This window comes from Streptomyces pimonensis, from assembly GCF_041380215.1.
GTDB lineage: Bacteria > Actinomycetota > Actinomycetes > Streptomycetales > Streptomycetaceae > Streptomyces > Streptomyces pimonensis.
Window position 1 is genome coordinate 211,815 of sequence record NZ_JAHWZY010000004.1, and the last position, 14,366, is coordinate 226,180.

At 74.5% G+C, this 14,366-nt stretch carries 8 protein-coding genes, 1 tRNA gene and 1 pseudogene; 1 reads left to right on the top strand and 9 read right to left on the bottom strand.

The features are described from left to right. Positions 1 to 203: 203 nt before the first annotated feature. From KYY02_RS06530 to KYY02_RS06540, 3 genes are all read right to left on the bottom strand, one after another. Positions 204 to 845, bottom strand: a complete 642-nt coding sequence (locus tag KYY02_RS06530) for an IclR family transcriptional regulator (RefSeq protein ID WP_371236506.1) — start codon at positions 843 to 845, stop codon at positions 204 to 206. Between the two features lie 277 nt (positions 846 to 1,122). Continuing rightward, a complete protein-coding gene (locus KYY02_RS06535) occupies positions 1,123 to 2,919 on the bottom strand; it encodes a DEAD/DEAH box helicase (protein WP_371236555.1) in 1,797 nt (598 codons plus the stop codon). A 165-nt stretch (positions 2,920 to 3,084) separates the two neighbouring features. After that, positions 3,085 to 4,533 carry an MFS transporter gene (locus KYY02_RS06540; RefSeq protein ID WP_371236507.1) on the bottom strand — a complete coding sequence of 483 codons (1,449 nt, stop codon included), beginning with the start codon at positions 4,531 to 4,533 and terminating at the stop codon, positions 3,085 to 3,087. Between the two features lie 219 nt (positions 4,534 to 4,752). Here KYY02_RS06540 and KYY02_RS06545 point away from each other — a divergent pair. Then, a tRNA-Cys gene (locus tag KYY02_RS06545) sits at positions 4,753 to 4,824 on the top strand. 161 nt (positions 4,825 to 4,985) lie between these two features. Here the strand turns inward: KYY02_RS06545 and KYY02_RS06550 are convergent. The 6 genes and pseudogenes from KYY02_RS06550 to KYY02_RS06575 form a co-directional block, all read right to left on the bottom strand. After that, entirely contained in the window at positions 4,986 to 6,161 is a 1,176-nt protein-coding gene (locus tag KYY02_RS06550) for an SUKH-4 family immunity protein (RefSeq protein ID WP_371236509.1), read from the bottom strand. 259 nt (positions 6,162 to 6,420) lie between these two features. Then, positions 6,421 to 8,727: a xanthine dehydrogenase family protein molybdopterin-binding subunit gene (locus KYY02_RS06555; RefSeq protein WP_371236511.1), complete on the bottom strand. Its 2,307-nt coding sequence runs from the start codon at positions 8,725 to 8,727 to the stop codon at positions 6,421 to 6,423. Then, a complete protein-coding gene (locus tag KYY02_RS06560) occupies positions 8,724 to 10,658 on the bottom strand; it encodes a 2Fe-2S iron-sulfur cluster-binding protein (RefSeq protein ID WP_371236512.1) in 1,935 nt (644 codons plus the stop codon). Before KYY02_RS06560 ends, KYY02_RS06555 begins: the two co-directional genes overlap by 4 nt. Then, entirely contained in the window at positions 10,655 to 11,548 is an 894-nt protein-coding gene (locus KYY02_RS06565) for an FAD binding domain-containing protein (RefSeq protein WP_371236513.1), read from the bottom strand. Before KYY02_RS06565 ends, KYY02_RS06560 begins: the two co-directional genes overlap by 4 nt. Positions 11,549 to 11,861: 313 nt before the next feature. Continuing rightward, positions 11,862 to 13,505: a beta-N-acetylhexosaminidase gene (locus tag KYY02_RS06570; RefSeq protein ID WP_371236514.1), complete on the bottom strand. Its 1,644-nt coding sequence runs from the start codon at positions 13,503 to 13,505 to the stop codon at positions 11,862 to 11,864. Position 13,506: 1 nt separating this feature from the next. Then, positions 13,507 to 14,352 (bottom strand): annotated as a pseudogene (locus KYY02_RS06575) (carbohydrate ABC transporter permease). Positions 14,353 to 14,366: the final 14 nt, after the last annotated feature.

Here is a 14,366-nt window from a genome sequence, read left to right on the forward strand (position 1 = left end):
GCTGGGGCGAGGGGCCCCGTTCGAGCGGGGCCGGGGAGGACGGGCGCGGCGGCGCCCGGCCGACGCCGGCGGAGCGACCCGTCCCCGGGAGCACAACGGTGCCGGTGCTCACCGGGAGGAGGTCGCGCGGACCGGCCCTACGGGGTGCCGTCCCGCGCCCGCCCGTGCCGCGGAACGGCACGGGTGGGCGCGGGGCGGGCGGCTCAGCGCAACGCCTCCGCCACCTCGCGGGCCGCGTCCATCACCCTCGTCCCCACCCGCTCGGGCACGACCTCCGCCAGCATGACCACACCCACGCTGCCCTCGACCCCGGTCACCCCGAGCAGCGGCGCGGCCGCCCCGCACGCGCCCGCCTCCAACTCCCCGTGCGTCAGCGTGTACCCGGGGTCCCCCGCCCGCTGCTGCCGGGCCGACAGGATCGCCTTCCCGGCGGCCCCCCGCTCCAGCGGATGCCGGAACCCCGCGCGGTACGCCACGTGGTAGTCCGTCCACGACGGCTCCACCACGGCCACCGCCAGCGCCTCCGCCCCGTCCACCAGCGTCAGGTGCGCGGTCGCGCCGATGTCCTCCGCCAGCGACCGCAGCGCCGGCATCGCCGCCTCCCGCACCAGCGGGTGCACCTGCCGGCCCAGCCTCAGCACGCCCAGCCCGACCCGGGCCCGTCCGCCCAGATCACGGCGTACCAGAGCGTGCTGCTCCAGTGTGGCGAGCAACCGGTAGACAACGGTCCGGTTCACGCCCAGTCTGTGGGAAAGCTCGGTGACGGTCAGCCCGTGGTCCGTATCGGCCAGCAGCTTGAGGACACGCAGTCCCCTGTCGAGCGTCTGGGAGGTCTCCGCGGTCACGACGCCCACTCCTTAGTGGTGAGGTCGGCGGCCCCCTCGCGGCGGATGCGTCACCGAGTCCCGTCGGCCACGCGCTCGAGAGGCCGCCGATCGGCCGGCGGCCCGGTCCTGACCCGGGCACAGTCGCTTCACGGCTGCGCTCCGCGGCGGCGCTGCCACGGGGCGTGTGCGTTGCGGGGACAGTAGCGAGCCGGTTCGGTCAGCGGAAGGCTCCGTCCAGAATCCGGGCACTCCCCCGGGGGAGTCGCTCCGTTTGTCCCCATACGCACACACAGCGTCACCGCATGCGCGTGGCCCACTCCTGCACCTTTTCGATCCGCTGGCGCAGCTGCCCCGCGGTGGCCTCGGCCGAGGGCGGACCGCCGCAGACGCGGCGCAGCTCGGTGTGGATGACGCCGTGCGGCTTGCCGCTCTGGTGGACGTACGCGCCGACGAGGTTGTTGAGCTTCTTGCGCAGCTCCATCATCTCCTTGTGGGAGACCACGGGGCGCCGCTCGGCGGGCAGTTCCAGCAGGTCGGCCTCGGTGTCCGGCTTCCTGCGGCTGTGCGCGATCTGCCGGGCCTGGCGCTTCTGCAGCAGCAGCTGCACCTGGTCGGGTTCGAGGAGGCCGGGGATGCCGAGGTAGTCCTGCTCCTCCTCGCTGCCGGGGTGGGCCTGCATGCCGAACTCGGCGCCGTTGTACATCACCCGGTCGAAGACGGCGTCGGACTCCAACGCCTCGAAGGGCAGCATGTCCTGCTCGCCGGTGTCCTCGTCCTGCTCCCGGTTCGCCTCCTCCATCTCCTTCTCGGACTCGGCGTACGGGTCCTCCTCGCCCTCCTTCTTGGGCTTGTCCAGGACGTGGTCGCGTTCGCGCTCCATCTCGTTGGCGAAGCCGAGCAGGTCCGGGATGGTCGGCAGGAAGACGGACGCGGTCTCGCCGCGCCGCCGGGACCGCACGAAACGGCCCACCGCCTGGGCGAAGAACAGCGGGGTGGAGATGGTGGTGGCGTACACCCCGACCGCGAGGCGCGGGACGTCGACGCCCTCGGAGACCATGCGGACGGCGACCATCCAGCGGTCGGTGCTCCCGCTGAACTCGTCGATGTTCTTCGACGCTCCGGTGTCGTCGGACAGCACGAGGGTGGCCCGGTGGCCGGTGATCTCGCGGATCAGCTTGGCGTACGCCCGCGCGGACTCCTGGTCGGCGGCGATGACGAGGGCGCCGGCGTCCGGGATGGCCTTGCGGACCTCGGTGAGGCGCTGGTCGGCGGCGCGCAGCACGGCCGGCATCCACTCACCGCGCGGGTCCAGCGCGGTGCGCCATGCCTGGCTGACGGCGTCCTTGGTCATGGGCTCGCCGAGACGGGCCTCGATCTCGTCGCCGGCCTTGGTGCGCCAGCGCATGTTGCCGCTGTACGACATGAAGATGACGGGCCGCACGACACCGTCGGCGAGGGCGGAGCCGTACCCGTACGTGTAGTCGGCGGACGACCGCCGGATCCCGTCGTCGCCCTCCTCGTACACCACGAAGGGGATGGGGTTGGTGTCGGAGCGGAACGGCGTGCCGGTGAGCGCGAGCCGCCGCGTGGCCGGCTCGAACGCCTCCAGGCAGGCCTCGCCCCAGGACTTGGAGTCGCCGGCGTGGTGGATCTCGTCGAGGATGACGAGGGTCTTGCGCTGCTCGACGCGGTTGCGGTGCAGCATGGGACGCACGCCGACGCCGGCGTACGTCACGGCGACGCCGTCGTACTCCTTGCCGAGCGGTCCCGCGCTGTACTCGGGGTCGAGCTTGATGCCTATCCGTGCGGCGGCCTCCGCCCACTGCTTCTTCAGGTGCTCGGTGGGCGCGACGACGGTCACCTGCTGCACGACGTGGTGGTGCAGCAGCCAGGACGCCAGCGTCAGCGCGAACGTCGTCTTGCCGGCGCCGGGCGTGGCCACCGCCAGGAAGTCCCGGGGCTGCGTCTGGATGTACTTCTCCATCGCCCCCTGCTGCCAGGCGCGCAGCTTGCCGGCGGTGCCCCAGGGGGCACGTCCGGGAAAGGCCGGGGACAGATGGTGCGAGGCGGAGCTGGCGGTGGTAGTCACGATCTCCGATGGGGGGTCGGGCGGCACGTCTGCGTGGGACAACCGGGCCACCCTACCGATGCGCCGGCGGCACGGACGCCGCTACACGGCCGCACCGCCTCAGGGTGGGACCCACATCACAGCCGTCCCGGCCGCTCCGCGATCACCCGATGACGACCGGTCCACGGGTCACCGTTCCCGCACCCGCGCCGCCACCCACGCCCCCGCCAGCGCCACCGCCGCCATCGGCAGGAACACCGCGACGAAGGCGGCCGGGTGGGAGCCGGTGGTCTGTGCCGCCGCGTGACCGGCCGTGCCGCCGCCCAGGGCCGCGAAGGCGGCGCCGCCCACGGCGAGGAGGAGGACGTTGGAGAGACCGTCGGAGATCTGCAGGGCGGCGGAGTTGGTGCCGGCCTCCTCGGGGGCGGAGAGCTGGAGCAGCAGCACGCTGGTGGAGGAGATCACCAGACCCATGCCGAAGCAGCCGAAGCCCCAGGCGACCGCCACCGTCCAGGCGGGCACGGCGTCGATCAGCACGGACGGGGCCGCCGCGATAGCCGCCGCGACCAGGACCATGCCGAGGACCATCAGGCGCTCCCGGTGCGGCTCCAGACGGGGCCGGGACTGGAACCAGGAACCCAGCGCCCAGGTGCCGCCGCCCGCCGCGAGGGAGAAGCCGGCGAGGGTCGGGCTGAGGCCGCGCTGGGTGACCAGCATCAGCGGGACGAAGGACTCCGCCGCGATGAAGGAGCCGGCGGCGACTCCGCGCAGGAGGACGACCGAGGGCAGTCCGCGCACCGCGCGGTAGGTGCCGCGCGGGAGCAGGCCGAGCACGGCCGGGATCAGCAGGGCGACCCCCAGCGCGCCCGGCAGCAGGGAGACCCAGCGCAGGTCCTGGGCGGCGTACTGGAGCAGGCCCGCGCCGAAGGAGATCGCCAGGGCCAGGCGGATGCGGCGGGCGTCGAAGGAGGCGGGCGCGCCCCCGTTCACCGGGCCGGAGGCCAGGCGCCGTATCCGGGGCAGCGCGAGCGCCAGCGGGAACACCACGAGCACCGGTATGCCGAGGAACACCCAGCGCCAGCCGATGTGCTCCGTCACCGCGCCGGAGGCCAGCGGGCCGACGATCGACGGCACCACCCAGCTCGCCGCGAACGCCGCCATGATCGCCGGCCGCAGCCGCTCGGGGTAGGCCCGCCCGACGATGACGTACAGCGCGACGATCACCAGGCCGCCGCCGAGTCCCTGCACGGCCCGCCCCAGGATGAACAGCCACATCGCCCCGGCCGTCCCGGCGAGCAGCAGCCCGGCCGCGAAGGAGGCGATGCCCCAGGCCAGCGGCGCGAGCGGGCCCCGCCGGTCGGACCACTGGCCGGACAGCACCATGCCGAACAGGCTGGTCGTGAAGTACCCCGAGAACGCGAACGCGTACAGCGGCACCCCGTCCAGCTCCCGCGCCGCCACCGGCATCGCCGTCCCGACCGCCGTCGCCTCGAAGGCGATCAGCAGCACCACGGAGACGATGCCGACGCTCAGCGCCCGGTAGGGGCGGCTCAGTACGGTCTCGTCGGGGGCGGCGGCCGGGGCGGGGGTGTCGGCGGGCTGGGCGACATCGGTGTCACGCGGGTTCGGGGCGGTCATGGTCGCCAGAGTAAGGGCCATGGCACGGTGTGACCCCTGTCGGAGGTCGGGACCGGCGTCGGGACCTTGGTCGTAGGACCGGGGACGCCGCTCATGAACGGCGTGCGGCAGTCGTATTGCGGTACCTGCCGTGTCCTTGAGCGCTGTCCGCAGCCCGCCGTACGGCCATCACACCGGTGCAAAACGGCGGGGCGCCGCACGGCACCCCGCCCCCGGCACGGCCGTGTGCCCGAGTGGTCCAGGGGTTCGACTGCACATCGAACCACGCGGGTTCGATCCCCGCCACGGCCTCCGCGCGGGCGGGGTGCGCCCCGGAGCACCCCGCCCGCCCCGGTGGCGCCACCGAGGGGCGCGGGGCCGTATCGATACGCGCCTCCGCCGCGTGGGCGCGACCCGCCGCAACGGCGCCGCGGACGGCCGACGGCACGACACCGCCCCCTGAAACGGAGCGCTCAGGGGACCCCGCCCGCCTCGTCCTGGAAGAGCTCCGTCCAGTAGTGCCAGTCGGTGTCGGCGGTGGTGTCCGTCGGGTCGACGGCGGACAGGGCCCGGATCATCGTCAGCGCCAGCCGGTCATAGGTGTCGCTGGTCAGCGCGTGGCCCGACGCCCCGTCGAGGGTGTGCTCGCGGTGGAGCAGCCAGAGGGTGAAGGCGAGGGCGGAGAGGTCCGTGTTCAGCGGGCGGAGGGCACCGTCCGGTTCGCTCCAGCTGAGCACCGCGCCCGTGGCGCCGTCGACGACCAGGCTGTTGTCCTCGACCAGGCACCCCAGGCGTATCAGGTGGCCGGCGCGGGCGGGGAGGAGGGCGTCGGGGAGCTCGCGTTCGTCGGCGCAGTACTCCGCGAGGGTGCGCGGCGGCAGGTCGGCGTCGAGCCGGAAGAGGAAGCCGTCCTCCGGCAGGCCCGTCTCGCGCAGGAAGCGGCGGGTCGGCCCGTGCGTCAGCGTGGCGGGGAAGTCGACCTCCTCGAAGCGGACCACGCCGCCCCGGCCGAACTCGTCGTCCAGCAGGCGGGCGGGGATGTCCAGGGCGAGGCCCGAGGCCGTACCGGGGCCCGCCCCCAGGGCCAGCGGCCTGATCAGCGCGGCCATCTTCCAGGACGGCGCCGGCTCGCCGTCCGCGCCCTCCTCGAGGAACGCCAGCAACTGCCGGGAGGCCTCCGCGACCGCCTTGGTGCCGTACCGGCCCGCGTGCGCGGCCAACTGGGTGCGCAGTCCCGCCAGTTCGTCCGTCGCCGCCGCGAACCGCACCAAAGTCGGCAGGGACGGGTCGAGCGGGCGCCGGTCCATCGGGTCGGGGCGGTCGTGGAAGAAGAACGTCGTGGACACCTCACCGGTCGCCCCGTCGGACAACACCGGCTCCACCGCCGGACCGGCCGGGTCCAGCAGCCCGCCGATGACCGGCTGGTGCCGCAGCTCCGCGGGGAGCCGGCCGCCGGGGCCGCCCGTCACGCCGCCCACCGTGCGCGGGCCGCCCTGCCGCGCCGGCTCCACGCAGCCGAACGGGCCCCTGCCGTCGGGCAGTCCGGGACCGGTCAGCCAGCCGCACGTGGACGCGTGCGTGACGCGGGGAACGAGATCGGCGTCGGTCAGTGTGATCGCCGCTGCAACAACGGTGTCGGTCGTGCTCATGATTCCCCCGCGATACGTGTGCTCGGCCCCGGGTTCGCGAACGCCCCGCCCGGGCAGGACGGGCCGGGCCCTCCCGGATCCGGCAGCCGTCCCCCACTGCTCGGAACACTACGCGGCACCACTGACAACGCCCCCGGACCGGGGACGGCGAACCGAAGCGCCCACCACCCAAGACGCTCCGGCGGCCCCGTTCGTTGCCTCCCCGCGGGAGTCGACCGGCCGCCGTTGCCTCCCCGCGGGAGTCGACCGGCCGCGGGTTTCAGCCCCCGGTCACCACCGCGGCCTGCGGACGGATCGGCAGGCGGTTCACCGGGCGGCCCGTGGCGGCCCGTACTGCGGAGGCGATCGCCGCCGGCGAGGTCACCACCGGCACCGCGCTGACCGCCTTCGCACCGAACGGCGCGACCACGTCCCGCTCCTCGACCAGCTTCACGATGTGGATGTCCGGAGCGTCCAGCGCCGTCGGGAGGGCGTACCCGGTCAGGTCGGGGTGGCGGACCAGCCCGCGCGGCGTGCGCAGGTTCTCGGTGAGCGCGGCGCCCAGGCCCTGGGTCACGCCCGCCTCGATCCGGGCGGCCAGCTGCGCCGGGTTCAGCACCCGGCCCACGTCCTGGGCGACCGCCAGCTCCACGACCCGCACCGAGCCGAGCTCGATGTCGACGTCGACCACCGCGCGGACCGCGCAGAAGGCCATGCCGACGAAGGCGTCGCCCTGGCCGGACCCGTCCAGCGGCTCCGTCGGATGCGGACGGCACTGGGCGGTGGCCCACAGCTCCTTGCCGTCCAGTTCCTCGGTGACGGTCGTGGACAGCACACCGTCGTACGAGGTGATCCTGCCGTCGGTGATCTGGAGCAGTTCGGTGGACATGCCGAACTTGTGCGCGAGGGGCTGGAGGAGCTGGGTGCGGACCATCTTCGCCGCGCGCTCCACCGCACCGCCCGACACCCATGTGTGCCGGCTCCGGCAGCCCGCGCCGGCCGAGGGCTGGTCGGTGTCGACGGGCACCACGTGCACCTCGTCGACGCCGAGGACCTCCTGGACGATCTGCCGGGCCAGGGTGGAGAAGCCCTGGCCGCTCTCCACGGCCGCGCACAGCACGGTCGCCACGCCGTCCTGGACCCGCACGGTGGCCGTGGACACCTCGTCCGCGCCCTCCGCGCCGAGCACGTGCACCATGCCGAGCCCGTAGCCCACACCGCGGCGCACCGCGCCCGGCTCGCCCGCGCCCTCGGGGCCGCCGGGCAGCAGCCACTCGTCCTCGGGGGTGTCCTTGGGCAGCGGCGGCAGCCGGAAGTCCCGCACCGCCTCCAGGAGTTCCGCGACCGGGGCCGGACAGGTCACCGTCTGGCCGGTGGGCAGCACGTCGCCGGTGGCCATCACGTTGCGCAGGCGCAGCTCCGCCGGGTCGACGCCGAGCTTCTTGGCCAGTTTGTCCATCTGCGCCTCGTAGGCGGCGCAGACCTGCATCGCGCCCTCGCCGCGCACATGGCCGGAGGGCGGGTTGTTGGTGCGCACGGCCCAGCCCTCGATGAAGGCGTTGGGGACGACGTACGGGCCGCAGGCGAAGGCGACGGCGGCGGCCAGGGCGTCGGAGGAGGTGTCGGCGTAGGCGCCCGAGTCGAGCAGGATCTGCGCCTCGACCTTCACCAGCCTGCCCTCGGCGTCGGCGTGGTGGCGGTAGCGCAGCAGGGTGGGGTGGCGGTGGGTGTGGCCGAGGAAGGACTCCTCGCGCGTGGCGGCGAGCTTCACCGGGCAGCCGGTCCGCAGCGCCAGCAGGCCGAGCGGGAGCTGGAAGCTGCGGTCCTCGCGGTCGGCGGTGGCGCCGGGCACGCCGGTGACGACGACCTTCACCCGTTCGGGTGTCAGGCCGAGGACGGCGGCGACGGTGTCCCGGTCGCCGTGCGGGTCGGTGGAGGCCAGGTACAGCTCGACCCCGCCGTCCGGGCGGGGCACGGCGAGGCCGGCCTCGGCGCCGACCGGGGCGGAGTCCTGGCGGCCGATGCGGTACAGGCCCTCGACGACGACGTCGCCGGCCGCGTCCGGGTCGCCGTGGCGCAGCGGGATGTGCCGGATCAGGTTGCCGTCGGGGTGCAGCGGTTCGGCCTCGAACGCCTGCTCGGGGTCGGTCACCGGGTCGAGCACCTCGTACTCGACGATGACGGTGGCGGCGGCCAACCGCGCGGTGTCCGGGTGGTCGGCGGCGACGGCCGCGATGGGCTCGCCGTGGTGACGTACGACCTCGGAGGCGAAGACCGGGCGGTCGGCCGTGCCGCGGCCGTGCACCGGGTCGCCGGGGACGTCCTCGTGCGTGACCACCGCGCGGACGCCGGGCATCTCACGCGCGTGCGTGGTGTCGATGGACACGATGCGCGCGTGCGGGTGCGGCGAGCGCAGCACGGCCGCCCACAGCAGGCCCTCGGCCCACAGGTCGGCGGCGTACGGGAAGGTGCCCTCGGTCTTGGCGCGGGCGTCGGCGACCGGGAGGGAGACGCCGAGTCCGTGCGGGAGCGGTTCCGCCTCGAGGACGGCCTCCACGGCCTGCGCGATGGCTGCTTCGTTGGTCACGCCTGGCCTCCGTCCGGGCCGTGGGGCTGGTCATGGGGCTGCTGGTCGGACTCGGGAGCGCCGAACGCCGAGGGGTTGACGCCGCCGGCGCCGGGGCCCGCCTGGTGCGGGATGCGGGGCGGGTCCGCCTCGCCGTCGGAGTCGTCCTCGGCGGACGCGGCGTGCGCCCCGCGTTCGGCGACGACCTCCTTGACGGCGTTCACCACACCCCGGTAGCCGGAGCAGCGGCAGAGGTTGCCGCACAGGGCCTGTCGGGTCTCCAGTTCGGTGGGCGCGGGGTTGCCCTCCAGGAGGTCGTGCACGGTCATCGCCATGCCCGGCACGCAGAAGCCGCACTGCACGGCGCCGCACCGCGCGAGCGCCCGCTGCACGTCGGAGGGCCGGCCGTCCTGCGCCAGTCCCTCGACGGTACGGACCTCGCTGCCGGCCGCGGTGACGGCCGGGACCAGGCAGGACGCCACCAGCCGGCCGTCGACCTGCACGTTGCAGGCCCCGCACTCGCCCTGGGAACAGCCGTCCTTGGCGCCGGCGAGGCCGAGCCGCTCGCGCAGCACGTACAGCAGCGACTCACCGATCCAGGCGTCGGTGACGGGCCGGTCGGTGCCGTTGACACGGAGCACGTAGGAGGCGAGGGGGTGGTCGTCGTGCGGTGGCGGCGGGTCGTCCGCCCCGTGCGCCGCGTCCGGCCCACCCGGTTCGTCCGGGACGCCCTGGGTGTCCGGAGCGTCGGGCACCGGGTCGGCGTCCGGGTGACCGGCGTCGGCGGGTCCCGTCTCCGGTTCCGCGTCCGGGGCCGGCTCGGCGGGGGCCGCGGAGGGCTCCGGCGGGCCCTCGGGGGCCTCGGGGGTCTCGGGAGACCCATCGGCGTCCACCGGGGCCTCGGAGTCCTCGACGGTCCCGGGAACGGGCTCCGGGGCGTCCTGGCCGCCGGTGTGCGGGTGCTCCCGGAGTCCGGCCGGAACGTCCTCGCCGGCCTCCGCCTCCGACTGCCACTGCGACTCCGCACGCCCCTCAGCAGCCTCCGCCTCCGACTGCCACTGCGACTCCGCACGCCCCTCAGCGGCGAACGGCTGGGGCACACCGGCCGACCGGGGCCCGGCGTGCCCGGACTGTCCGTCGTACCCGTCCGCGTCGAACCGCCGCTCGGACACGGGACCGGCGTCCCGGCTGTCGGGCTCGGCGTACGGCAGTGGTTCGGCGGCGGACAGGGGCTGTCCGCCGTACGCGTCCGCGCCGGGCGGCTGCTGGGGGGCGGGGCCGTCGGTACGGGGCCGGGGGCCGGGCTCCTGCCGGTCCTGCACGGGGCCGTGTTCGCCGCCCCGCGGCTCCTGGCCCTCGTCCTGCGGGACCCCGGGCACGCCGGGCCCCCACGGGCGGCCGATCTCCTCAGGAGGCGCCCAGGGGGCAAAAGCGCCGCCCGGGAGGGTGGCCGGCGGAGTGCCGCCCCACTGCCCGGCCAGGGAGGACGCGGTGAACTCGCCCGACTCGTCCGGCAGGTCGCCGTCGGCCACGGGGATCGACCACTGACCGGTGACGTCGTGCCCCGGCGGCGCCGGGTTCCCCGCTGCGCCCTCCCCGTAGGCCCACTGCCCGGTCGTGCCGGGGTCGTACGTGAACCGGTCCCCCGGCGCCGCGCCCGCCTCGGGGTCGTGCCACTGGGCGCCGTCGACGGGCACGCCGGGCACGCCCCAGGAGCCGGTGACCGCCGGGTCGGCGCCCGCGCCGGCCGCCGGGTCGACCGTGATCTGCGGTGGCACGTAGCCGTGGCCGGGCGCGGCGAGCGGGCTCTGCATGGAGTCCAGCAGGGCGTCGATGCCGCCCTCGGGGAGGTTCACGAAGGCCGTGGCGCCGTCGTCGTAGTCGCCCTGGGGCAGCGGGTCCCAGCGGCTGCCGCCCGGGGGCGTGCCCTGTCCGTGCTGGTCGTCGGTCACGACAGCGCCCTCCCCAGTGCTCGTCGGGCCAGCGCGGCGACGGTGCGCCGCAGGTGCAGTACAGCGGGCGGGAGCGGTGGCACGGCGCCGTCCTCGCCGGGGGCGGCGTCGGGGACGCAGGCCGCGGCGACGTACTCCCCGAACGCGTTCAGCGCCTCGGGCACGATCGAGCGGTCGTTGTCCCAGTCGATGAGCTGCGCGACCCACTGCTCGGCCTGCAGGGGCCGCAGCGGCATCGGCGCGATGGCGCCCACCGCGCAGCGCACCCCGCGGCGGGCCGGGTCGAGCACCAGGGCGACGGAGGCGACCGCGCGGCCGGGGCCGGTGCGGCCGGTCGCCTTCAGGAAGACCTGGGGGGCGTGCAGCAGCGGCACGCGCACGTAGCCGATGAGCTCGCCGGGGCGCAACAGGTCCATCCCGGCCAGCAGGTGCGACACCGGAAGCTCGCGGCGGACTCCGCCCGGACCCGCGATGATCAGCGTCGCCTCCAGCGCGGCCAGCACCGGCAGCGCGTCCCCGGTGGGGGCGGCGGAGGCGATGTTGCCGCCCAGGGTGCCCGCGTTGCGGATGTGCGGCGGTCCGGCGGCACGCGCGGAGGCGGCGAGCGCCGGGATGAGGGCGGCGAAGTCGGGGCGGCCGATGCGCGCGTGGGTGAGACCGGCGCCGAGCAGCGCGTGCCCGTCCAGGTACTGCCAGCCGCGGATCTCGCTGATCCTGCCGAGACCGACCAGCGCGGCGGGCCTGAGCTGCCCGGAGTTGACGGCGGCCATCAGGTCGGTGCCGCCCGCGACGGGCACGGCGGCGGGCATCGCCGTGAGCGCCGCCACGGCTTCGTCGAGTGTCGTGGGCAGCGTCACGGCCTGCGCCGCCTGCGGTGCGTGCGTGCTCAAGTCCGGCTGCCCCTTCCCGCTGCCCCACCTGGTCCCACCTGTGCTGCCGTACGGTACGTGCTGACAGGCCGGACGTGGCAACTCTGGCACATCTTGGCAGGTGCCGAGGACGGGGGTCCGCCAGGAGGCGTTCGCCCCCTTCACCCCGGACACGGCCGGTTACGCCCCACATCACCGGTGCGTTGGGGGTCGGCGCCCTTCGGAGGCCTTCGTACCCGTTTCGCACGACCCGTTCGACGCGGCGCGAACAGGTGCGCGCGCCCCGTTCGGGGGCCCGGCGCGGGCCGCCCGCGCCGGGCCCCCGGGGCGGAGGCTACTGGTGCGGCGGCGGGCCGTCGATCGGGCGCCCCAGGACGCCCGGGCGCTTCTGCCAGGGCAGTGGCCCGGTGGGCGGCCGGTAGGCGACCCCGAGGGCGTCCAGCCGCCGGTAGTGGGCGGTCATCCGGCGTTCGAAGTCGGCGAAGTCCCGGTCGGCGGGGGCGGGCAGGTCGCTCCAGGCGACCTCGGCGAGCGCGGCGAGCCGGGGGTACGTCTGGTAGTCGACGCGCCCCTGGTCCTCCATCACCTCGGTCCACACGTTGGCCTGGGCGCCCAGCACCCGCGCGGCCTCCTCGCCCGTCAGCTCCGACGGCACGGGCTCGAACCGGTAGACGTCCTCCAGGGTGCGCACGTACCCGATCGGCACCGGCTCGTCGGGGCCCGCGTCCTGACGGTAGTCCAGGTACACGTACTGCTGGGGGCACATGACCACGTCGTGCCCCGCGCGGGCGGCGGTGACCCCGCCGGAGTAACCGCGCCAGGACGAGACGGCGGCGCCGGGGGCCAGGCCGCCCTCCAGGATCTCGTCCCAGCCGATCAGCCGGCGGCCCCGTGCGGCCAGCCACCTGTCGAAGTGCCCGACGAACCAGGACTGGAGCGCGTCCTCGTCGGCCAGACCGAGGCTGCCGATCCGCTTCTGCGCGATGTCCGAATCCCGCCACTGGTCCTTGAGGCATTCGTCGCCGCCGATGTGCACGAACGACGAGAAGGGGCCGGCGTCCGCGGGGAAGAGTTCCAGTACCTCCTCGAGCACCCCTTCGTAGAAACGCAGGGTGTTGTCGGTGGGGGCCAGTACGTTCGGATTGATCCCCCAGGTGTCCCAGACGGTCAGGGAGGCGGTGTCGACGACATCGGAGTTGCCGAGTTCCGGATACGCGGCGATGGCGGCCTGGGAGTGCCCGGGGACGTCGATCTCCGGGACGACGCCGATATGCCGCTCGGCGGCGTAGGCGACGATCTCGCGGATGTCGTCCTGGGTGTAGTGACCGCCGTGCGGCCTGTCGTCCCACAGCGGTGACGCACGGTGGCCGATTTTCGTCCGGGCACGCCAGGAGCCGATCTCGGTGAGCCTCGGATACCGCTGGATCTCGATGCGCCAGCCCTGGTCGTCCGTCAGGTGGAAGTGGAGGACGTTGAGTTTGTGCGCCGCCATCAGATCGAGTTGGCGCAGCACGCCTTCCTTGGGGGTGAAGTGCCGGGCGACGTCGAGCATCATCCCGCGCCAGCGGAAGCGGGGGGAGTCCTCGATCGTGACGTACGGCACCGCCCAGATCCGGTCGCGGCGGACCGGGGCCCTGCGGAACGCCTCGGGGCCGAGCAGCTGCCGCAGCGTCTGGGCGCCCCGGAAGACACCGGCCGCGCTGCCGCCCTCGAGGAGGACCCCGTCCCCGTCGCTGACGAGGCGGTACTCCTCCGGGCCCAGCCCGGGACCGAGCCGGAGCCCGATGCCGTCCCCGCCCGTGTCGTCGGGTTCGCACCCTTCGCGCAGCGGCAGTCCGGTGGCCTGCCGCAGGACGGTGCGCAGCCAATGGCCGACGCCCTCCGTCCCGTGACCGGCGTGGATCCGGGAGTGTGCCGTCAGCCGCATCTCGCCGGAGCCGGCGACGACACTGCGGGGCGCTGGAATCAGTTCAGTCACGTCAGTCCTTCACCGCGCCGCCCGGTCCGGAGACCAGACGCCGCTGTACGAGTACGAAGAAGACCGGTACCGGAATCGTCATCACCGTGGACGCCGCCATGACCCCGCCCCGGTCCGGCTCGTCAAGTTCGCGGAGGACCAGCAGTGCCATCGGCAGGGTCGACTGCGAGATGTCGCCGATGACGGGGGACTTGGCGAACGGGGAGTCGTTCCAGGTGGGGACGGAGGAGAACACGCTGGTGGCGACCGGGCCCGGCAGGACGAGCGGGAAAAGGATCTGCCGGAAGAAAGCGCGCGGCTCGCCCCGTCGGTGCAGGCGGCCTCCTCCAGCGCCTCCAGAACGGCCTTCACGGACCCCCGGAGCGTCCAGATCGTGAACGGCAGGGAGAACGCGATGCGCGGCAGGACCGGCGACCACAGCGTGTCCGACTGGCCGAAGTCCCGCATGACGAGGAACAACGGGATGGTCAGCGCTTCCACGGGCGCCGTCCGGGCCACCGGAAACACGATCAGCGAGGTGGTCCGCAGCCGGAACCGGAATCGCGTCACGGCGGTCGCGGCGGGAAAGGCGATCAGCGCGGAGGCGACCACCACGGCGAGGGCGACGACGACGCTGTCGAGGAAGCACCGGCCGAATTCCTGTTGTCCGAACACCCGCCGGAAGGAATCCGGCATGGGCTCCAGGGCCCAGGGACGCGGCTCGGCCGACTCGGTCTCGCCGGCCGGGCTCGCAGGCGCCCGGCACCATCCAGTACAGCGGGAAGGCCACCACCGCGGCGATCAGCAGCGCCGCCGACTCGGCCGCCGGCCGCCCCGGACGCCGCACGAACCGGCGCGCAGGGTTCACCCGGGGTTTCCCGC

Coding starts and splice junctions, on each gene's coding strand:
- KYY02_RS06540 (WP_371236507.1), bottom strand. CDS start 4,533: ATGACCGCCCCGAACCCGCGTGACACCGATGTCGCCCAGCCCGCCGAC.
- KYY02_RS06550 (WP_371236509.1), bottom strand. CDS start 6,161: ATGAGCACGACCGACACCGTTGTTGCAGCGGCGATCACACTGACCGAC.